The organism is Streptomyces sp. CBMA123 (assembly GCF_014596465.1).
GTDB lineage: Bacteria > Actinomycetota > Actinomycetes > Streptomycetales > Streptomycetaceae > Kitasatospora.
The window spans coordinates 1-21,229 of record NZ_MECK01000003.1; the positions used below are offsets into that span (position 1 = coordinate 1).

The 21,229-nt window shown below is 71.8% G+C and carries 14 protein-coding genes and 1 pseudogene; 9 read left to right on the forward strand and 6 right to left on the reverse strand.

Going from position 1 to position 21,229, the window contains the following annotated elements; genetic code table 11:
- A pseudogene (locus BG452_RS01910) lies at positions 1 to 1,140 on the forward strand (bifunctional glutamine-synthetase adenylyltransferase/deadenyltransferase); the annotation flags it as partial.
- Between the two features lie 56 nt (positions 1,141 to 1,196).
- Here the strand turns inward: BG452_RS01910 and BG452_RS01915 are convergent.
- Positions 1,197 to 2,162 (reverse strand): phosphatase PAP2 family protein, encoded by a 966-nt coding sequence (locus tag BG452_RS01915; protein WP_188302353.1) that lies wholly within the window; start codon positions 2,160 to 2,162, stop codon positions 1,197 to 1,199.
- Positions 2,163 to 2,479: 317 nt separating this feature from the next.
- Here BG452_RS01915 and pulA point away from each other — a divergent pair, with 317 nt between their 5' ends.
- The 4 genes from pulA to BG452_RS01935 all read left to right on the forward strand — a co-directional run bounded on the left by pulA (position 2,480) and on the right by BG452_RS01935 (position 13,384).
- Positions 2,480 to 8,020 carry a pullulanase-type alpha-1,6-glucosidase gene (pulA, locus tag BG452_RS01920; RefSeq protein WP_317620860.1) on the forward strand — a complete coding sequence of 1,847 codons (5,541 nt, stop codon included), beginning with the start codon at positions 2,480 to 2,482 and terminating at the stop codon, positions 8,018 to 8,020.
- A 557-nt stretch (positions 8,021 to 8,577) separates the two neighbouring features.
- Positions 8,578 to 10,908 carry a M4 family metallopeptidase gene (locus BG452_RS01925; RefSeq protein WP_188302354.1) on the forward strand — a complete coding sequence of 777 codons (2,331 nt, stop codon included), beginning with the start codon at positions 8,578 to 8,580 and terminating at the stop codon, positions 10,906 to 10,908.
- Between the two features lie 294 nt (positions 10,909 to 11,202).
- The gene (locus tag BG452_RS01930) at positions 11,203 to 12,936 is read left to right on the forward strand and encodes a carbohydrate-binding module family 20 domain-containing protein (RefSeq protein ID WP_188302355.1); all 1,734 of its coding nucleotides are present in this window, start codon (positions 11,203 to 11,205) and stop codon (positions 12,934 to 12,936) included.
- A 226-nt stretch (positions 12,937 to 13,162) separates the two neighbouring features.
- Complete coding sequence (locus tag BG452_RS01935; protein WP_188302356.1) at positions 13,163 to 13,384, forward strand: hypothetical protein; 222 nt, start codon at positions 13,163 to 13,165, stop codon at positions 13,382 to 13,384.
- A 21-nt stretch (positions 13,385 to 13,405) separates the two neighbouring features.
- Here BG452_RS01935 and BG452_RS01940 read toward each other — a convergent pair whose 3' ends face one another.
- Entirely contained in the window at positions 13,406 to 14,158 is a 753-nt protein-coding gene (locus BG452_RS01940) for an SDR family oxidoreductase (RefSeq protein ID WP_188302357.1), read from the reverse strand.
- A gap of 459 nt (positions 14,159 to 14,617) precedes the next feature.
- On the opposite strand from BG452_RS01940, the gene BG452_RS01945 reads away from it, so the two are divergent.
- Positions 14,618 to 15,670 (forward strand): alpha/beta hydrolase, encoded by a 1,053-nt coding sequence (locus BG452_RS01945; RefSeq protein WP_317620861.1) that lies wholly within the window; start codon positions 14,618 to 14,620, stop codon positions 15,668 to 15,670.
- 429 nt (positions 15,671 to 16,099) lie between these two features.
- Positions 16,100 to 16,882: a hemerythrin domain-containing protein gene (locus tag BG452_RS01950; RefSeq protein WP_188302358.1), complete on the forward strand. Its 783-nt coding sequence runs from the start codon at positions 16,100 to 16,102 to the stop codon at positions 16,880 to 16,882.
- A 387-nt stretch (positions 16,883 to 17,269) separates the two neighbouring features.
- Here BG452_RS01950 and BG452_RS01955 read toward each other — a convergent pair whose 3' ends face one another.
- On the reverse strand, positions 17,270 to 17,887 hold the full coding sequence (locus tag BG452_RS01955) for a DUF6891 domain-containing protein (protein WP_188302359.1): 618 nt from the start codon (positions 17,885 to 17,887) through the stop codon (positions 17,270 to 17,272).
- Between the two features lie 70 nt (positions 17,888 to 17,957).
- Here BG452_RS01955 and BG452_RS01960 point away from each other — a divergent pair, with 70 nt between their 5' ends.
- Positions 17,958 to 18,920, forward strand: coding sequence for a DUF1152 domain-containing protein (locus BG452_RS01960; protein WP_188302360.1), 963 nt, complete (start codon positions 17,958 to 17,960; stop codon positions 18,918 to 18,920).
- Between the two features lie 27 nt (positions 18,921 to 18,947).
- Here the strand turns inward: BG452_RS01960 and BG452_RS01965 are convergent, their stop codons facing one another.
- Positions 18,948 to 19,493 (reverse strand): DUF1707 and FHA domain-containing protein, encoded by a 546-nt coding sequence (locus BG452_RS01965; RefSeq protein ID WP_188302361.1) that lies wholly within the window; start codon positions 19,491 to 19,493, stop codon positions 18,948 to 18,950.
- 183 nt (positions 19,494 to 19,676) lie between these two features.
- Complete coding sequence (locus BG452_RS01970) at positions 19,677 to 20,225, reverse strand: DUF1697 domain-containing protein (RefSeq protein ID WP_188302362.1); 549 nt, start codon at positions 20,223 to 20,225, stop codon at positions 19,677 to 19,679.
- 116 nt (positions 20,226 to 20,341) lie between these two features.
- Between BG452_RS01970 and BG452_RS01975 the strand changes: the two genes are divergently transcribed.
- Positions 20,342 to 20,812, forward strand: coding sequence for a pyridoxamine 5'-phosphate oxidase family protein (locus BG452_RS01975; protein ID WP_188302363.1), 471 nt, complete (start codon positions 20,342 to 20,344; stop codon positions 20,810 to 20,812).
- A 15-nt stretch (positions 20,813 to 20,827) separates the two neighbouring features.
- Here BG452_RS01975 and BG452_RS01980 read toward each other — a convergent pair whose 3' ends face one another.
- Positions 20,828 to 21,184 (reverse strand): arsenate reductase family protein, encoded by a 357-nt coding sequence (locus tag BG452_RS01980; RefSeq protein WP_188302364.1) that lies wholly within the window; start codon positions 21,182 to 21,184, stop codon positions 20,828 to 20,830.
- Between the last annotated feature and the right edge of the window lie 45 nt (positions 21,185 to 21,229).

Consider the following 21,229-nt stretch of genomic DNA (forward strand, 5'->3'; position numbering starts at 1 on the left):
CTGGCGCCGCGCGGCCGGGCGGCCCTGCAGTCGGAGATACTGGCCGCCGTCGGCCGGGCCGGCTCGACCGGCGCCGCGGTGGCCGCCGCCCGCTCGGTGCGCCGCCGGGAGCTGTTCCGGACGGCTGCCGCCGACGTGCTCGGCCGCCTCGGGGAGCACCCGGCCGAGGCACTGGATGTCGCCGGGGAGGCGCTCACCGCCCTCAACGCCGCCACCCTCCAGGGCGCGCTGCGCGCCTGCACGGCCGGCTGGGAGGCCGAGAACGGGGACCTGCCCACCCGGATCGCGGTGATCGCGATGGGCCGCTTCGGCGGGCACGAACTGGGCTACGGTTCGGACGCGGACGTGCTCTTCGTCCATGAGCCGCTGCTCGGCTCGCTGGAGCAGGAGGCGGCCAGGGCCGCCCAGGCGATCTGCAACGAACTGCGCACCCTGCTGGCCGCGCCCTCCACCGAGCCGCCGCTGCTGGTCGACGCCGACCTGCGGCCCGAGGGGCGCAGCGGCCCGCTGGTGCGCACCCTGGCCTCGTACGCCGCGTACTACCGGCGCTGGTCGCACGCGTGGGAGAGCCAGGCGCTGCTGCGGGCCGAGCCGGTGGCCGGGGACCAGGAGCTGGGCGCGCGGTTCCGGCAGCTGATCGATCCGCTGCGCTACCCGGGCGCCGGGGTGCCGGAGCGGGACCTGATGGAGATCCGCCGGATCAAGGCGCGGATCGAGGCCGAGCGGCTGCCGCGCGGCGCCGACCCGACCACCCACACCAAGATCGGCCGGGGCGGGCTGGCGGACGTGGAGTGGACGGTGCAGCTGCTCCAGCTCCAGCACGGGCACGAGGTGCCGAACCTGCGCACCACCCGGACCAGGGCCGCGCTGGCGGCCGCCGCCGGGGCCGGGCTGGTGGAGCCCGCCGACGCGGAGGTGCTGGAGGCGGCCTGGGTGCTGGCCTCCCGGGTGCGCTCCGCGGTGATGCTGGTGCGCGGGCGGCCGGGGGACAGCTTCCCCGGGGAGGCCCGGGAGCTGGCCGGGGTGGCCCGCTACCTCGGGTACGGCGCCGGGCACAGCGGGGAGCTGGTGGACGACTACCGGCGCACCACCCGGCGGGCCCGGGCGGTGGTGGACCGGTTGTTCTACGGGACGGGCTGAGCCTGCGCGGCCATGCGAAAGGGGCCCCCGTGGGGGCCCCTCGTCGCGGCCAGGTCCTAGCGGCGGGCGCTGCTGACGGCCGGCTCGCTCCACTGCTCGGGGACGGTGACCGGCGCCTCGGAGGCCTCCCGGGCGGGCACCTGGGGCAGTTTGTACACCCACTCGTGGTAGAGCCAGCGGGCGGTCAGGAAGCCGACCGTGAGGCAGATCTCGCCGCCGACGGCGTCCATCCAGAAGTGGTTGGCGGTCGAGATGATGACCGTCAGGGTGGCCAGCGGGTACATCAGGCCGAGCGCCCTGACCCACGTCCGGCGGGCCAGGAAGAAGATCGCCAGGCCGCACCACATCGACCAGCCGATGTGCATCGAGGGCATCGCCGCGTAGAGGTTGGAGACGTGCGCGGCCGGACCGGAGGCGAACGACCCCCAGGTGCCGTGGGCCTTCACGGTGTCGATGAAGCCGCCGTCGGTCATCAGCCGGGGCGGGGCCAGCGGGAAGAAGTAGAAGCCGACCAGGGCGATCCCGGTGGTGACGAACAGCACCGTGCGGGCCGCGACGTAGCGGCCGGGGTGCCAGCGGTAGAGCCAGATCAGCACGCCGATCGTGATGATGAAGTGCAGCGTCGCGTAGTAGTAGTTCATCCCCGTGATGAGCCACCCGACGCTGTCCATGGCGTGGTTGATCGAGCGCTCGACGGCGATGCCGAGGTGCTGCTCCAACTCCCAGATCCAGCGCGCGTTCCGCTGCGCCACCGCCTCCTGCTCGGGGACGGCGTTGCGGACGATCGAGTAGATCCAGTAGCTGATGCCGATCAGCGCGAGTTCGATCCAGATCCGCGGCCGGGCCGGTGAGCGGCGCTGGTTCCGGATGCGGTTGCGCAGGGCGGCGGTGCGGGACTGGGCGGCACGGGTGGCTCCTTCGGACTGCCGGGCCGAAGTGGCCCTGGCTGCCTCGGAACCGCCACCGTGGGCCGCGTCGGCGCGCCCGGCGTCGCCTCGCTGGATCTCGGTCGGTTCCCCCATGGACGAGAAGTCTGCCAGACCGCTCGTAGCCGTCTGCTCATCCTCTGGAAGTGGATTCTTCACCGGATGTCCCCCTCCAGGGGTAGGGGGCGGATCCCACCGGGGTAGGGGGTGCGATCGAGTCTGGTGCTTACCGGTGGGACGGACATACGTCCCATTGTCACGCTGTCCGCCGTTGGGACGTAACCGGGGTGGCCGGGAGGGCCGTCGACCTGGATTTTCCCGGCACGAAACCCTTTCTGCATCTTGCTGAAACATATTGCAGGCCGCTAGCTTCCTGGGAAATCGATCGCCCCTTCCCCTAAGGGAGCCCCTCAGTGACCGATGCCGCGCTCCGACCCCGACGGAGCCGTATTCGACGCAGACCCGGCCGCACGGCCGCCCTGCTGGCCGCCGCGCTGACCGCCGCCACCCTCGGCGGCGCCCCCGCGGCCCTCGCCGCCGCCCCGCCGGCCCCGCCCTCGGACGCCGCACTGGCGGCCACCGCCGGGCGGCACGACCTCACCCGCGAGCAGTACTACTTCGTCCTGCCCGACCGCTTCGCCAACGGCGACACCGGCAACGACACCGGCGGCATCACCGGCGGACGGCTGGACAACGGCTTCGACCCGAGCGACAAGGGCTTCTACCACGGCGGCGACCTGGCCGGCCTGATCCAGAAGCTCGACTACATCCAGAACCTCGGCACCACCGCGATCTGGATGGCCCCGATCTTCAAGAACGAGCCGGTGCAGGGCAGCGGGGCCGACGCCTCGGCCGGCTACCACGGCTACTGGATCACCGACTTCACCCAGGTCGACCCGCACTTCGGCACCAACGAGCAGCTCAAGGAGCTGATAGCCAAGGCGCACGCGCGCGGCATCAAGGTCTTCTTCGACGTCATCACCAACCACACCGCCGACGTCATCGACGACGCCGAGCAGCAGCACGGCTACCGCTCCACCGGCGCCTACCCGACCCTCGACGTGGACGGCAACCCGGTCGACGAGACCGCGATCGCCGACGCCCGAGCCCCCTGGCCGAAGATCACCAAGGACTCCTTCCCCTACACCCCGGTCTTCCGCACCCCGGCCGACGCCAAGGCCAAGAGCCCGTCCTGGCTCAACGACCCGGCGCTCTACCACAACCGGGGCGACTCCACCTTCGTCGGCGAGTCCGCCACCGAGGGCGACTTCAACGGCCTGGACGACCTCGACACCCAGAACCCCCGGGTGGTCCAGGGCTTCGAACAGGTCTACCAGCAGTGGGTCAAGGACACCGGGGTGGACGGCTTCCGGATCGACACCGTCAAGCACGTCGACATGGCGTTCTGGCAGCAGTGGGCGCCCGCGCTCAAGGACTTCGCCGCCAAGCAGGGCAACAAGCGGTTCTTCATGTTCGGCGAGGTCTACTCCGGGGACCCGGCCGTCACCTCGCCCTACGTCACCAAGGGCAAGCTCCAGGCCACCCTGGACTTCCCGTTCCAGGGCGCGGCCCGCTCCTACGTCTCCCAGGGCGGCTCGGCCAGGAACCTCGCCGACGTCTACGGCCAGGACTACCGCTACACCAGCGCCGACACCGACGCCTACGAGCTGCCGACCTTCCTCGGCAACCACGACATGGGCCGCTTCGGCTCCTTCCTGCTCGCCGACAACCCGGGCGCCGACGACGCCACCCTGCTGAAGAAGGACCGGCTCGGCAACGAGCTGCAGTTCCTCACCCGAGGCCAGCCCGTCGTCTACTACGGCGACGAGCAGGGCTTCACCGGCGCGGGCGGCGACAAGGACGCCCGGCAGGACATGTTCGCCTCCAGGACGGCCTCGTACAACGGCGACCGGGTGCTCGGCGGCCCCTCCGGCCCCGCCGACCGCTACGGGCAGGGCGGCGAGCTCTACCAGGGCATCGCCGGCCTGGCCAAGCTGCGCCGCGACAACCCGGCGCTGGCCGACGGCGCGCAGATCGAGCGCTACGCCGCCGACGGCGCGGGCGTGTACGCCTTCTCCCGGATCGACGCCGGGCAGCAGGTCGAGTACCTGGTCGCGGTCAACAACGCCACCGAGGCGAAGACCGCCACCCTGGACACCTTCTCTGCGGGCATGGGCTTCGACTCCGTCTACCCGTCGACGGGCGCGCGGATCACCAGCGGCGCCGACCGCAAGGTCACGGTGACCGTGCCGGCGCTGTCCTCCGTGGTGTTCAAGGCCGGGGCCCGGCTCGCCCCGGTGGCCGCCGCGCCGCAGCTGTCGGTGCGGCCGCCCGCGGACGGGTCCACCGGGCCGGTCACCATCGGCGCCAGGACGGACGGCGGCTTCAACCGGGTGAGCTTCGCCGCCCAGACCGGCAACGGGCCCTGGCAGACGCTGGGCACGGCCGACACCGGCACGTCCGGCTCCGACGGCCAACGACTCTTCGCGGTGACCCAGGACCTGAGCGCCGTCGCCCCCGGCACGGTGGTGCGCTACAAGGCCGTCGTCCAGGACTCCAGCGGCCACCTGCGCTCCGCCACCGCGAGCTTCACCACCGGCACCCCCGCGCCCAAGCCGGTGCCCACCGCCGGCGCCCGCCCGTACGCCGTCGTCCACTACAACCGTCCGGACGGCGACTACGACGGCTGGAACCTCTACGCCTGGGGCGACCTCGCCGACGGCGAGGGCACCCAGTGGCCCGCCGGGCACGCCTTCACCGGGCGGGACGCGTACGGCGCCTTCGCGTACGTGCGGCTCAAGCCCGGCGCCTCGGACGTCGGCTTCATCGTGGAGAAGAACGGCGTCAAGGATGTGGACGCCGACCGCCACGTCGACGTCGGCGCCACCGGCGAGGTCTGGCTGAAGCAGGGCGACGCCACCGTCCGTACGGCCGACCCCGGCCCGGCGAACAGCCAGCCCGCCGACACGGCCGTCATCCACTACAACCGGGCCGACGGTGATTACGACGGCTGGGGCCTGCACGACTGGACCGGCGCCGCCACCCCCACCGACTGGGGCAAGCCGCTGACGCCGGTGCGCCGCGACGCCTTCGGCGCCGTCTTCGAGGTGCCGCTCGCCCCCGGGGCGACCAGCCTCAGCTACATCCTCCACCACGGCAACGACAAGGACCTGCCCGCCGACCAGTCGCTGGACTTCGCCGTCAACGGCAAGGAGGTGTGGATCCTCGGCGGCCGCGAGGGCTACCTGCTGCCGCAGAACCCCGCCGCCTCCTCGCAGTTGGACCTCGGCAGCGCCAAGGCCCAGTGGATCGACGCGAAGACCGTCGTCGTCCCCGCCGGCTACGGCGCGGGTGACGCCGCCCTGGCCGGCGGCACCAGCGCCCAGCTGGTCTACGACCCGGAGGGCGGCATCCGCGCCGACAAGGGCGTGCTGACCAAGCCGGGCCGGTGGATCCGGCTCACCCCCGTCGCGGGCGGGCTCACCGACGCCCAGAAGGCCAAGTACCCCCATCTGGCCGGATACCGGGCCTTCACCGTGGACGCCCGGGACACCGCCCGCGTCCCGGCCGCGCTGCGCGGCCAGCTGCTGTTCACCGAACACCTGCCCAGCGGCGCGGTGTCGGCCGGCACCGGAGTCCAGACCCCGGGCGTGCTGGACGACTTGTACGCCCGCCGGACCGGAAAGGTGGACTTCGGCCCGGCGTACTACGACGGCAAGGTCGCGCTCTCGCTCTGGGCACCGACCGCCCAGCAGGTGTCCGTCCAGGTCTTCGACAGCGCCACCGGGGGCAACCCGAGGACGCTGCCGATGAAGCTGGACGACGAGACCGGCGTGTGGGAAGTCGTCCGGGACAGGAAGGAGTTGGACGGCGCGTACTACCTGTACCAGGTGAAGGTCTGGGCGCCCTCGGTGCAGCAGCTGGTGGTCAACACCGTCACCGACCCGTATTCGGTCGCGCTGTCCACCGACTCCAAGCGCAGCCTGGTCGCCGACCTCGACGCCAAGGAGCTCAAGCCGGCGGGCTGGGACGACCAGGCCCGCCCGAAGGCCGTCCCGCCCGCGCAGCAGCAGATCCAGGAACTCCACGTCCGGGACTTCTCGGTGGAGGACACCAGCGTCCCGGCCGCCGAGCGCGGCACCTACCTGGCCTTCACCGAGTCGAACTCGGCCGGGATGCAGCACCTGCGGGACCTCGCCAAGGCCGGCGTGACCACCGTCCACCTGCTGCCGACCTTCGACATCGCCACCGTCCACGAGAACCGGGCGGACCAGAAGCTGCCCGCCTGCGACCTCAAGTCCCTTCCCCCGGACGGCCCGAAGCAACAGGAGTGCGTGGCGGCCGTCGCCGCCGACGACGCCTACAACTGGGGCTACGACCCGCTGCACTACAACGTGCCGGAGGGCTCGTACGCGACCGACCCGAACGGCACGGCCCGTACCGTGCAGTTTCGGCAGATGGTTCAGGCGATGCACGCCGCCGGGCTGCGGGTGGTGCTGGACGTGGTCTACAACCACACCGCGGCCGCCGGCCAGGCCGAGCACTCCGTCCTGGACAAGGTGGTGCCCGGCTACTACCAGCGGCTGGACGCCGACGGCAAGGTGACCACGGACAGCTGCTGCGCCGACACCGCGCCCGAACACGCCATGATGAACCGGCTGGTGGTCGACTCGGTGACGCTGTGGGCCCGGGAGTACCAGGTCGACGGCTTCCGCTTCGACCTGATGGGCCTGGACCCGAAGTCCACCATGATGGACGTGCAGGCCGCACTGCGGAAGATGACGCCCGAATCCGACGGCGTGGACGGCAAGAACGTCTTCCTCTACGGCGAGGGCTGGAACTTCGGCACCGTCGCGAACAACGCCCGGTTCGAGCAGGCCACCCAGGCCACCATGGCCGGCACCGGCATCGCCACCTTCGACGACCGGATCCGCGACGCCGCCCGCGGTGGCAACTTCATGCTGAGCTCCGCGCCCCAGCAGGGCTTCGCCTCCGGCCTGTACACCGACCCCAATGGCTCGGCCGCGAACGGCAGTCCGGCGGAGCAGAAGGCCCGGCTGCTGCACCAGATGGACCAGCTGAAGGTCGGACTGACCGGCAACCTGGCCGGGTACTCCTTCACCGACAGCGCGGGGAAGGCCGTCACCGGCGCCCAGGTCGACTACAACGGCGCCCCGACCGGGTACGCGGCCAAGCCGGGCGAGGCGGTGGAGTACGTGGACGCCCACGACAACACCGATCTGTTCGACGCGCTCGCGTACAAGCTGCCGACCGGAACCTCGCCCGCCGACCGGGGCCGGATGCAGGCGCTCGGGCTGTCGCTGACCGCGCTCACCCAGGGTGCGGGCTTCGCCCAGGCCGGCAGCGACCTGCTGCGCTCCAAGTCGCTGGACTCCAACTCCTACGACTCGGGGGACTGGTTCAACGCGATCCACTGGCCCGACCCGTCGACAGGGGCGTCGGACGGCAACGGCTGGGGCCGCGGCCTGCCGATGGCGAAGGACAACCAGGAGCTCTGGCCGGCCGCCAAGTCCCTGCTGGCCGACCCGCGGCTGACCGTCGGCGCGGCCGACATCCGGGCGACCAGCGCGCAGTTCCAGGACTTCCTGCGGATCAAGCAGTCCTCGCCGCTGTTCTCGCTGCCGACCCTGGCCGACGTCCAGCAGCGGCTGTCGTACCCGCTCTCCGGCACGCCCGGTGAGACGCCCGGGGTGATCACCCTGCACCTGGACGGCACCGGGCTGGCGGGGGCCCAGAAGGGCGTCACCGTGGTGTTCAACGCCACGCCCACCGCGCAGGAACAGACCGTGGCGGCCCTGAAGGGGACGAGCCAGGCGCTGCACCCCGTCCAGGCGGGCGGGGTGGACGGGGTGGTGAAGCAGTCCGGCTTCGACGCCGCGACCGGCACCTTCACCGTGCCGGGTCGTACCGTGGCGGTGTTCGTGCAGGGCTGATTCCGTCGGCCCCGACTCCCGGGCCCCGCATCGCCGTTCGGGCGGTGCGGGGCCCGGTTCCGTTCCGGGCGGAGTATGGCCGGAATCCGGTGGTGGCACGGCCGGAACTGTGACGTGCCGGTCCGGTCCGGTGCCGGCCGTGCCCCGGCGGGGCGGGTGGCGGGCCTGAGTGCTGGTCAGTCACCTCCGGTGGTGATCGAACTTTTCCGGGGGCATGAAAACCGTGTTCAAGACTTCGTCATGACGTAACACAACTGACGGAACGTCGTGCATACGGTTTCGGTAAATAATCGGCCAATCGGTGGCATGCATCTGTCATTAACGGCGCGTTTGCTGCCACGATTCCTCCGGCTGCAGACGAGGGGGCCCCACCCCCCGGTGCAGCAGCTCCAGTTCAGGTGCAGCGCGTCCCAACCTGCAGAGAAACCCCGCACGACTCGTGAGCACTGCCATCGCACCCCCGTCGCACCCGACGGGGGCCCCCACTGCGCCGCAACCCCGCGGCCCAGGTTCTCTCCACCGTGCGCGCACCCGCGCCGGTCGGAAAAGGAGTCCGCATGTCACGTCACGCTCACGTCCGGAAGGCGGCAGTCGTCATGGCCGCCACCACGGCGCTGCTGGTCACCGGCATACCGGTGATGGCACAGGCCGCCCCGGACGCGCCGACCGCCGTCGCCAGCCAGCAGGCGAGCCGGGCCGCGCTGATCGCCTCGGCGAACCAGCAGACCACCTCCCTGGCCCAGGCGCTCGGCCTGAGCGGCAAGGAGCAGCTGGTCACCAAGGACGTCGTCCAGGACGCCAACGGTGGTCGCCACCTGCGCTACGAGCGCACCTACGCCGGACTCCCCGTCCTCGGTGGTGACCTGATCGTCCACCAGGACGCCGCCGGCGCCACCAAGAGCGTGACCAAGGCCAGCGAGGCCAACCTCGCCGGCGTGGACACCACCCCCGCGCTGGCCGCGCCGAAGGCCCAGGAGGCCGCCCTCGCCGCCGAGCAGGGCACCGTCGACGGCGCGCCCCGGCTGGTCGTCTGGGCCGCCGACGGCACCCCGAAGCTCGCCTGGGAGACGGTGGTCAACGGCCGCGAGTCGGACGGCACCCCGAGCAAGCTGCACGTCGTCACCGACGCCAAGACCGGCACCGTGCTCAGCAGGGCCGACGGCATCAAGCGCGGCAGCGGCACCGGCGTCTTCGTCGGCACCGTCCCGCTGACCACCACCCAGAGCGGCTCCACCTACTCGCTCAAGGACGCCACCCGCGGCGGCCAGTACACCACCGACATGAAGAACGGCACCTCCGGCAACGGCACGCTGTTCTCCAAGTCCTCCGACACCTGGGGCAACGGCCAGGCCAGCAACCGTGAGTCGGCGGCCGTCGACGCCCAGTACGGCGCGGCCGTCACCTGGGACTTCTACAAGAACAACTTCGGCCGCAACGGCATCAAGAACGACGGCGTCGGCGCGATGAGCCGGGTGCACTACGACACCGGCTACGTCAACGCCTTCTGGGACGACAGCTGCTTCTGCATGACGTACGGCGACGGCAGCGGCGACACCCACCCGCTCACCGAACTCGACGTCTCCGGCCACGAGATGAGCCACGGCGTCACCTCGGCCACCGCCAACCTGAACTACTCGGGTGAGTCCGGCGGCCTCAACGAGGCGACCTCCGACATCATGGGCACCGGCGTCGAGTTCTACGCCAACCTGCCCGCCAACCCGCCGAACTACCTGATCGGCGAGCTGATCGACATCAACGGCAACGGCACGCCGCTGCGCTACATGGACAAGCCCTCCAAGGACGGCACCTCGGCCGACTCCTGGTACTCGGGTGTCGGCAACCTGGACGTCCACTACTCGTCCGGCGTGGCCAACCACTTCTTCTACCTGCTGTCCGAGGGCAGCGGTGCGAAGACCATCAACGGCTTCAACTACAACAGCCCGACGGTCAACAACATCACCGTCTCCGGCATCGGCCGGGACAAGGCGCTGCAGGTCTGGTACAAGGCGCTGACCGCCTACATGACCTCCACCACCGACTACGCCGCGGCCCGCACCGCGACCCTGAGCGCGGCCACCGACCTGTACGGCGCCAACAGCGCCGAGTACAACGCGGTCGCCACCGCCTGGGCCGCCGTCAACGTCGGCTCGCTGCCCAACCCGGGCGGGGTCAGCGTCACCAGCCCGGGCAACCAGTCCACCGCGGTGGGCGGTTCGGTCAACCTGCAGATCAAGGCCTCGGGCGGGACGGCCCCGCTGTCCTACTCGGCCAGCGGGCTGCCGGCCGGCCTGGCGATCAACGCCGGCACCGGCGTGATCACCGGCTCCCCGACCGCCGCGGGCAGCTCCAACGTGACGGTCACGGTGAAGGACTCGGCCGGCAAGTCCGGCACGACCAGCTTCACCTGGACGGTCACCGGTGGCGGCGGCGGGTCCTGCACCCCGGCGCAGCTGCTCGGCAACGCGGGCTTCGAGACCGGTTCGGCGGCGCCGTGGACGGCCAGTTCCGGTGTGATCGACAACGGTTCCTCGCAGCCGGCGCACGGTGGCAGCTGGAAGGCGTACCTGGACGGCTACGGCAGCACCCACACCGACACGCTGTCCCAGACGGTGACCATCCCGGCGGGCTGCAAGGCGACGCTGAGCTTCTGGCTGCACATCGACACCGCGGAGTCGGGCTCGACGGCGTACGACAAGCTGGCCGTGTCGGTGAACGGCACCACGCTGAAGACCTACTCCAACGTGGACGCCGCCGCCGGCTACCAGCAGCGCACCTTCGACCTCTCGGCCTACGCGGGCCAGACGGTCACCGTGAAGTTCACCGGCACCGAGGACTCCTCGCTGCAGACCAGCTTCGTGATCGACGACACCTCCGTCCAGACCGGCTGAGGTCGCACCGGCTCCTGAGGGGCCGGTGAACCAGGACAGGTGAGGGCCCGGCGGCTACGGCTGCCGGGCCCTTGTCGTACGCGTGTCGTGCGCCTGTCGTACGCCTGTCGTGCGCCGGTTCACTGGTCGTGTCGCCGGTGGTCGTCCGTCGATGCAGAAACGTATCTCCAGGGACCTTGACGGCCCTTCCGCGTCGCCCTAGGTTCAGCGCTGCAAGTTTCCGGCAAGTTACAGAAACTTCCTGCAGGCTTCACCCCCGGCTGCCCCCACCCCAGCCACCCCCCAGGAGACGACGTGGTCACCACCCCCACCCGCCGGCCCGCCCGCACGGCCGGCGCGCTCGCCGCCTCGGCGGCCCTCGCGCTGTCACTCGGCACCGCCCTCGGCGCCCCGGCCGCCCAGGCCTCCCCACCCGCGAACAACGGCAAGGACGTCACCGCCACCCTCTTCGAGTGGCGCTTCGACTCCGTCGCCCAGGCCTGCACCACCACCCTCGGCCCGAAGGGCTACGGCTTCGTCGAGGTCTCGCCGCCCCAGGAACACATCCAGGGCCCGCAGTGGTGGACCTCGTACCAGCCGGTCAGCTACCGGATCGCCGGACGGCTCGGCGACCGCACCTCCTTCAAGAACATGGTCGACACCTGCCACGCGGCCGGCGTCAAGGTGATCGCCGACGCGGTGGTCAACCACATGACGGCCGGCTCCGGCACCGGCACCGGCGGCACCGTCTACAGCAAGTACAACTACCCCGGCACGTACCAGGACCAGGACTTCCACACCTGCCGCCAGCCGATCAGCAACTACCAGGACCGCACCAACGTGCAGACCTGCGAACTGGTCAACCTCGCCGACCTCGACACCGGCAGCAGCTACGTCCAGACCACCATCGCCCACTACCTGGACGACCTCGGCTCACTCGGCGTCGACGGCTACCGGATCGACGCCGCCAAGCACATCGCCGCCACCGAACTCGCCGCCATCAAGGCCAAGACGGCCAACCCCAACGCCTACTGGGTGCAGGAGGTCATCTACGGCGCCGGCGAGCCGATCCAGCCGTCCGAGTACACCGGCAACGGCGACGTCGACGAGTTCCGGGTCGGCACCGACCTCAAGCGCGTCTTCACCAGCGACAAGCTCGCCAGCCTCAGCAACTGGGGCGCCTCCTGGGGCTACCTGCCGAGCAACCAGGCGCGCAGCTTCATCGACAACTGGGACACCGAGCGCAACGGCTCCACCCTCAACGCCACCTACGGCAACACCTACACCCTGGCCAACGTCTTCCTGCTGGCCTCGACCTACGGCTCGCCCAACGTCTACTCCGGCTACTCCTTCACCGGCACCGACGACGGCCCGCCCAACGGCGGCACCGTCAACGCCTGCTACCAGGACGGCTGGAACTGCACCCACGCCTGGCGGCAGATCGCCAACATGGTCGGCTTCCGCAACGCGGTCGCGGGCACCGGGGTGACCGACTGGTGGTCCAACGGCAACAACGCGATCGCCTTCGGTCGCGGCAACCGGGGTTACGTCGCGATCAACCACGAGAGCAGCGCGATCACCCAGACCTTCCAGACCGGACTGCCGGCCGGCACCTACTGCGACGTCCAGCACGGCGACCCGCAGCCCGGCGGCGGCTGCACCGGGCCGACGTACCAGGTCGGCGCCAACGGGCAGTTCACCGCGACGGTCGGCGCGGGCGACGCGGTCGCGCTCTACGTCCAGCCCGGCACGAGCGCCTCCGGTGCCTCCTTCAACGTCAACGCCACCACCGCGTACGGGCAGAACCTGTACGTGGCCGGCGACGCCCCGGCGCTCGGCGGCTGGGACCCGGCCAAGGCGCTGCCGCTCTCCTCGGCCGGCTACCCGGTCTGGTCGCTCGCGCTCTCGCTGCCCGCCGGCACCTCCTTCCAGTACAAGTACCTGCGCAAGGACGCGAGCGGGGCGGTGACCTGGGAGTCCGGCGCCAACCGGACGGCGACCGCGCCGGCCTCGGGGAACGTCACGCTGAACGACACCTGGCGGCCGTAGCGCTCGCTCGTAGCGCCCGCTCGTAGCGCCCGCTCGTAGCGCCCGCTCGTAGCGCCCGCTCGTAGCGCTCGCTCGTAGCGCTCGCTCGTGGCGCCCGCTCGTAACGCCCGCTCGTAACGCCCGCCGCTCGGGACCCCCGTCAGCCAAGGCTGACGGGGGTCCCTCGTGCGAGTGGCCGCACCGTTCCAAACCTCCGGCAGGGATGCGGCGCTGACACCATCGCGGGATGGGAACCACCCCCCTCGTCCTGGACCTCGAACTGTGCGGCGGCCGTTGGGACGGCCACCGCAAGCGCGTCCCCGCCGCCGCCCCGCCGCCCGCCCTGCGGATGGTGCTGCGCGCCCGACTGCCCGTCGCCGAGGACGGCGAGTACTGGCCGACGACCAGCGTCTACCGGCTGGACGGGACGGACGGCGGGCTGCGCTACCGGCACTCGCACGACGAGTAGGCAGTGCCCGGTGGGGGAGTCTCAGCCGCGCCCGATGTACGGCATGGCCGTCGCCATCACGGTGGCGAACTGCACATTGGCCTCCAGCGGCAGCGCCGCCATGTGCCGGACGGTGCGCGCCACGTCCGCCACGTCCATGGTCGGCTCGGGCGCGATCCGGCCGTCCGCCTGCCGCACCCCCGCGCCCATCGCGGCCGTCATGTCGGTCGCCGCGTTGCCGATGTCGATCTGCCCGCAGGCGATCCGGTACGGGCGGCCGTCCAGCGACAGCGACTTGGTCAGGCCGGTGACGGCGTGCTTGGTCGCGGTGTAGGCGATCGAGTGCGGGCGCGGGACGTGGGCGGAGATCGAGCCGTTGTTGATGATCCGGCCGCCCTGCGGCACCTGGCCCTTCATCTGCCGGAAGGCGGCCCGGGCGCAGAGGAAGGCGCCGGTCAGGTTGAGGTCGACCACCGCCCGCCAGTCCTCGACCGCCAGCTCCTCCACCGGGACGGCCGGACCGAACGTCCCGGCGTTGTTGAACAGCAGGTCCACCCGGCCGTGGCGTTCGGCGGCGGTCGCGAACAGTGCGTCCACGGCGGCCGGGTCGGTGACGTCGGTCGGCACCACGTCGGCGGGCAGCACACCGGAGGGAAAGGCCTCGGCCGTCCCGCGCAGCTGCTCGGCGCGGCGTCCGGCCAGCACCAGCCGCCAGCCGGCCGCGGCCAGCTCGACCGCGACGGCCCGGCCGATGCCGCTCCCGGCTCCGGTGACGACGGCGATCTGTTCGAGCATGGGGGACTCTCCTCGGTGGCTCGGTGGCTCGGTGGCTGGGGTGGCTCGGTGCCGGTGCGGTCACACTCCGCCCGGACACTGCCGACGGGCGCGTTGAGGAGATCGTTCCGGATGTGCGGACCGCCGTCACTGGGCAAAGTGCCCAAAATCCGGACGGCCCGGCAGGTCGGCCGCTGTACCCCCGGCTGTGCCCCCCGTCGTCCGGCCCCCGCCGTCCGGCGGGAGCGGTGAAGGCCTTTACCTGATCGCGAACAAACATTGGATTTCCGGTGGCCGCCTCGCAACCGGCCGCACCCGGGCCACGTCATAAGATCGCAGGAAGGTGCGTTTCCGCGAGGGTCGACGCACCATCGCTCCGGGGGCCGCACAGCGCCGCGCCCCCGGGCCTGTCCGGCCCCACCGGGGGGCCGCCGCCCGGTCAGACGGACCGGGCGCGACATCGGTCGGAGAGTCCTCACCGTGCTTAGGCAGTCGTCCCGTTCCCGTGCCGTCCTGACCGGCGCCGCCGTGCTCACCCTGGCCGCCTCGCTCGCGGCCTGCGGGGGGTCCGACGGCGGGAAGGGGAGCGGCTCCTCGGCCGACGGCACCCCGGCGGCCACCGCCACGGGCAGCCCGCTCTCCGGCGGCACCACCGGGACGCCCTCCGCCGAGCAGCCCACCCCGGCCAACGGGAAGGTCCTGATGCCGACCGGCCAGGCCGCCAACCTCACCAAGGTCCGGGACACCGGCGCCGGTCCGATCATGATGACCAAGGTGACCGGCCCGAAGTCCGGTGTCACCGGCCAGGTCTGGGTCTGGCTGCCGCCCGAGTACAACGACCCCAAGTTCGCCAAGACCGGCTTCCCGGTGCTGACCCTCTACGCGGGCGGCCAGAGCAACGGCTACAACACCTGGACCGACAACCAGCTGCCGATCCAGGAGGTGGACGAGCAGCTGGCCAAGCAGGGCAAGGCCCACCCGTTCATCATGATCATGCCGGTGCAGAACTTCAACAGCGACGAGAAGAACGCGCTGGACTGCTCCGACATCCCGGGCCAGCCGAAGATGGCCACCTGGATGGCCGAGGACATCCCGGCCTGGGTCCGCGCCAACTTCCGCACCCTGAAGGGCCGCGACAGCTGGGGCGTGATGGGCGCCTCCACCGGTGGCTTCTGCAGCGCCAAGATGGCCCTGCAGTACCCGGACGTCTACAAGGCCGCCGTGCCGATCGACGGCTACTTCATCCCGGACTCCGGGCTGTGGAAGGGCCACGACGCCGAGAAGGCGGCCAACAACCCCAACCTGCTGATCACCCAGGGCAAGGCCGACGTCAAGATGTACGTCACCGCGGGCGGCGCCAACGGGTACGAGAAGGACGTGGTCAAGAGCTGGGTGGCCAAGGCCGTCGCGCCGGTGACCATCCAGTACTACGAGCAGCCCGGCGGCAAGCACCTGACCTCGGACTTCAAGAAGATGATCCCGGACACCCTGGAGTGGCTCACCGCCAACCTGGCGGGCCCGGCCTCGGAGTGAGCCGCTACTGACCGAGCCGGTACTGGCCGTGCCGCTACTGACCGTGCCGGTGCTGGCCGTGCCGCTACTGACCGTGCCGGCGCGGACCGAGCGGGCAACGGATCGAGCTGGCACGGCGTACCGCGGGTGGGTTGCGACCCGCGCGGAGAGGGCTCTCCCCCCATCGGGGTGGAGGGCCCTCCGTCCGTTCCGGGGGTGGGTGCGCCACTCGTGCGGAGGTGCCCTTCGACCCATGCCGAAGGGGTCTTTCGCCTCCTGCGGAGGGAGGCCGTCGCCCCCTCCGCGAAGAGGGCGCTTCACCCGCGCGCAGGCCCGTGACCTGCGCGTCAATCGGACATTGATTCGCTTCTGATCGACTGCGAGCACCTTGGATGGGGCGGTCCTCACCGGCCGCCCCCGTCCGCCTCACCACGTCGTGAAGAGAGTGTCATGCCGATCCACCTGCTGCCTCAGCCCGCCGCCTCCGTCCCCGTCCAGGCGGAGTCCGGAGTCGACTCCCGGGGCGCGGACGCGTACGGCCCGGCCTCGGACGAGGACCCGTTCACCGTCCGCTTCGCGGGACTGCGGCTGGTCCACGCCGCACTGCGCCGGGACCTCGCCCGGCTGCCCAACGCGCTCCGGCTGCTCCAGCCCGACGAGGAGGACAAGGGCGAGGCGATGCTGCGGCACTGGACGTTCATGACCGCGATGCTGACCTGCCACCACGAGCAGCAGGACACCCGGATCTGGCCGATCGTGCGGCGCTTCGCGCCCGAGTTGCGACTGCTGCTCAACTGGCTGGAGGCCGACCACCACAACCTGGACCACTCGTTCACCAGGGTCACCACGCTGGTCCGGATCGCCAGCCGGGACACCGGCAGCGCCTGGCCGGTCGCGTACGCGATGGAGGACCTGGCGGCCCGGCTGGAGACCCACCTGCGGATCGAGGAGCGCCAGTTGCTGCCCCGGATGGAGCGGGTGGTCACCGACAACTCCCGGCTCGGCGGCCTCGGCGAACTCCTCGACCTGCTGCGCTCGGCGGAAGGCCCGGGCGCGCCGGACGCGCTGGCCTGGCTGCTGGACGGGGTCGACCCGGTGCTGGTCGAGCGGCTGCTGGCCGAGTGCGACGACGACGTGGCCCGCAACTGGCCGCACTGGCAGGCGACCTACCAGCGCTGCACCGCTCCGCTGTGGGGGACGGTGGGCGGCGACCTGGGGAGCCTGGTCGACTGAGCGGCGGGTCGTTTTTCGGGCCGTCGATCTACGCGCGTGGCATGTGTCGGTGACATATGCCCGGCCGCAGCCGCGGCCGACACCCCGGCGGAGTGTCCAACTCCGTTCAGCCCCTGGGGGATTCGCCCCGTCCGCCTCCAGGTCGAGGCCGTCCCGCCCCGAGGCCCGGGCCGGGGGAGGCGTACCGCCGACGGTCGATGGTGCGGAGCCGCCTGCCGCCCACCGTCGAAGCCATGACCACAGTCCGCAGCCCGCCGCCAGCCCGCACTCCCGCAGCTCGTCCCCCGTACGCCGCACTCCCGCCGCCCGTACTCCCGCAGCGCTCCCCGGCGCGACGGCGGAACGGAGGACGGGCGCGACCAGGGGCGGCCGAAGCCCGTACCGGCCCTACTCCGGCAGCCGGTTGAGCCACTCCATCGGGGCGACCCGGATCGCCTTCTGCGGCGACCCGTCCCACTCCACCGGAAGGTCGACCAGCTCCAGCGCCGTCACCACGGCCCGGCCGACCTCCACCGTCCGCCGCCCCGCCGCTGCCGCCGACTCCTCGTCCAGCTCCCCGTCCGCCTCCTCCCCGGTGCGGAACGTGCCGTAGCGCAGCATCAGTCCGAGCCCGGCCGCGGCCGCCTCGGTGTCCTGCTGGTGGAAGAAGACGAAGCCCACCGAGTCCTCGTCGGCCTCGCCGCCGATCTCCGCGTAGCCGCAACCGGCGCAGCAGGTGAAGTCCATCGCCGCGACGATGCCCTGATCCTCCAGCAGGTCGAAGGCCTGCTCCAGCCGGTCCACGTCTGTGAGCTCCGGCCAGTCGGCCTGCTCGGCCAGCCGCTCGGTCCACAGCGGAGCGACGATCCGCTCCGCCTCCTCCTGAGTCAGCCCCTGGTCGTCGAGGACCTCGACCAGGGACTCGGCTATCTCGTCCGGCTCCTGGAAGCCGCACCGGATCAACTCGCGAGCCCGCTCCTGGGCTTCGAGCAGCACGTCGGGGGTGAGCGCCGTCTCCTGGGTCATGCCGGCATCCTCGCACCCCCCACTGACAAATTCCGGCCCGCGGTCCGGACCGGTGCGCTACCGTCCGCCGGTGACCTCTCTGCTGCAACCCCCGCTGATCACCCGGCTGCTGGCCGCCGAGCGCATCCTGATCGCCGGAGCCGGCGGCGGCTTCGACGTGTACGCCGGACTGCCGATCGCCCTCGCCCTGCGCGCCGCGGGCAAGGAGGTGCACCTGGCCAACCTCTCCTTCACCCATCTGTACGGCCTGCCCGGCGAGGTCTGGCAGGAGCCCGACGTCGCCAGGATCGGGCCCGACACCGCCGCTCCCGAGGGCTACTTCCCGGAACGCACCCTGGCCCGCTGGCTGCGCCTGCACGGGATGCCCGACACCGTGTGGGCCTTCCCGACGGTCGGCGTGAGACTGCTGCGCGAGGCCTACCGCAGACTGGTCGCCCACCTGGGCGTGGACGCGATCCTGCTGGTGGACGGCGGCACCGACATCCTGATGCGCGGCGACGAGGCCGGACTCGGCACCCCCGAGGAGGACATGGCGAGCCTGGCCGCGGTGGCGGGCCTGACGGAGGTGCCCGAACGGCTGGTCGCCTGCCTGGGCTTCGGCGTCGACGCCCACCACGGCGTCAACCACGCCCTGGTGCTGGAGAACCTCGCCGCGCTCGACCGGGCGGGCGGCTACCTCGGCGCCTTCTCCATCCCGCGCGGCAGCCGGGAGGGCGCGCTCTACCTGGACGCCGTCGAGCACGCCCGGGCCGCCTTCCCCAAGCACCCCAGCATCGTCAACGGCTCGGTGGCGGCGGCGCTGCGCGGCGAGTTCGGCGACGTGCAGTTCACCGAGCGGACCAAGGGCGAGAAGCTCTTCGTCAATCCGCTGATGACGCTCTACTTCGGGGTCACGGTCGAGGCGCTGGCCGCCGAGAACCGCTACCTGGACCGGCTGGAGCACACCGTGGTGACCCGCCAGATCAGCACCCTGATCGAGGAGTTCCGGGACGAGCTGCCCCGGCAGCGCCCGCCCCGGCAGTTCCCGCACTGACGGGGGAGCGGGGCCGCTTTCCCCGGGTCAGTGCGGGGCGAGCCGGAACTCCAGGTTCCCGAACCGCACCTGGTCGCCCGGCCGCACCGGGATCCCGCCCGCGATCCGACGCCCGTTCACATGGGTGCCGTTGGTCGACCCGAGGTCGTACAGCACCCAGCCGCCGTGCTCGTGCCGCAGCTCGGCGTGGTGCCGGGAGACCGAGGCGTCGTGCAGCCGCAGCCCCGAGCCGGGGATCCGTCCGATCGTCAACGGCCCGGCCCCGGCCTGCGGCAGGCTCAGCCCGGGCAATCGCTCGGTGCGCCAGGCCCGGTTCAGCCGGCCGCCGAAGGCGGACACCCGGCCGACCGTCCGCAGCACGAAGCGCTCGACCGGCCCGCCGGTGGGCAGCCCGGCCACCGCCGCGTCCAACTCGCCGCGGCTGGTGGCCTGCAGGACGATGTCCATCCGGCCGAGGAAGGTGTCGTGCGACAGCCGGCCGCTGCCCGCGCCGTCCCGGAGCACCCCGAGCGCCTGGTCCCGTTCGGCGTCGGAGGGCCGGACGGCGCCGGTGGGGAGTTCAGGCTGCGTCATGGCCCGATTGTCGGATCGAGCGGCTCCGACTGTCCAGATCACGCGGTGGTCCGGCGCATGCTTCGTACATCACTTCGTGCGTTACTGCGTGCATTACTTCGTGCGTCACTGAGCGACAGACGCCCGTTCCGTCCGTCCGGTTCCAGCCTGGCGGACGGCTGGTCAGAAGGCCCGCGCGGCAGGTCAGCGCTTCCGGGCGGCGGCCAGGATCTTCTCGGTGGTGTGCAGGAACCGGGAGGTCACCGCCCCCCGGTACTGCTTGCCGAACATCTCCCTGGTGACCCACTTGCCGTCCTGAAGGTGCACCACGACGTACGCGGCCCCCGGATCGGCGCCGATCACCTCGACGTCGCCCTTCGCGGAGCGGTGCGGGAGGGCGAGTTCGGGCGGCAGCGGCTCGGAGAGGAAGGCGAGCACCAGCCGGACGTCCGGCGTCACCTCGACGCCCCGGAACGGTTCGGCGGCGAGCAGCGCGGCCACCTCGTCGACCGTCCGCAGCAGCGCCGGCACCGGGTAGCCGAGCGCCTGCTCCAGGTGCTCCTCGATCCGTGCGGTCAGCGCGGCGCGGTCCGGTTCGTCCGTGCCGAAGAAGACGTTCCCGGTCTGGATGTACGAGCGGACGTCCCGCAGCCCCAGCTCGGTGAAGAGCGCCCGCAGCCGCTCCATCTTCACCGTCCGGCCCCCGACGTTGATGGCCCGCAGGAACGCGATGTACGTGGTCGTGGTGGTCACCGGGCCAGTGTGGCACCGGCCACCGACAGCGCCCGACAGCGCCCGACGGCGCTCACCCGCCCGCCCGGCACCGTCCGTACCCGGCCGTTGTCGGTGCCGGGTGCCACACTGGCGCCATGGTCACCTGGCAGGATTTCGAGCACGAGGCACCCGAACTCGCGGCCCTGGTACGCGCCCGGTTCGAGGCCAACAAGCACCACGTCCTGGCGACGCTGCGCAAGGACGGTTCACCCCGGGTGAGCGGCTCGGAGGTCGACTTCGTCGGCGCCGACGCCTGGCTCGGGTCGATGTACGGCGCGGTCAAGGCGCGCGACCTCCAGCGGGACGCCCGCTTCGCGCTGCACGCCCACCCGGGCGACGAGACCATGGCCGGCGGGGACTCCAAGCTCTCCGGCCGCGCGGTGGAGGTCACCGACGAGACCGAGCTCGCCGCCTTCGCGGCCGACCTGCCCGAGCCGCCGCCGACCCCGTTCCACCTGTTCCGGCTGGACCTCCGGCAGGTGGTGCACACCGCCCTGGAGGGCGAGGCCCTGTGGGTGCTCAACTGGCACCCGGGCCGGCCGGTGGAGCGCATCCAGCTCCACTGACCGGCCGGTCACGTCCTACGGCAGGACGGACTTGAGCGCCTCGGGGGTCCGGGCCACGACGGCGTGCCCGTCGTCCGCGGTGATGATCGGGCGCTGGATCAGCACCGGGTGCTCGGCCATCGCCCCGATCCAGCGCGCCCGCTCGCCCGCCTCCCGGGGCCACTCCTTCATCCCCAGGTCCTTCGCGACCTGCTCGTCGGTGCGGGTGATGTCCCACGGCTCCAGGCCCAGGCGCTCCAGCACCTGCTCCAGCTCGGCGGCGGTCGGCGGGTCCTCCAGGTAGCGGCGCACGGTGTACTCGACCCCGGCGGCGGTCAGCGCGGTGAGGGCCGTCCGGCACTTGCCGCAGCGCGGGTTGATCCAGATCTCCATGCCCGCCAGCCTATCGGGGCTCCGCCCGGGCCCCGGCGGCGGGAA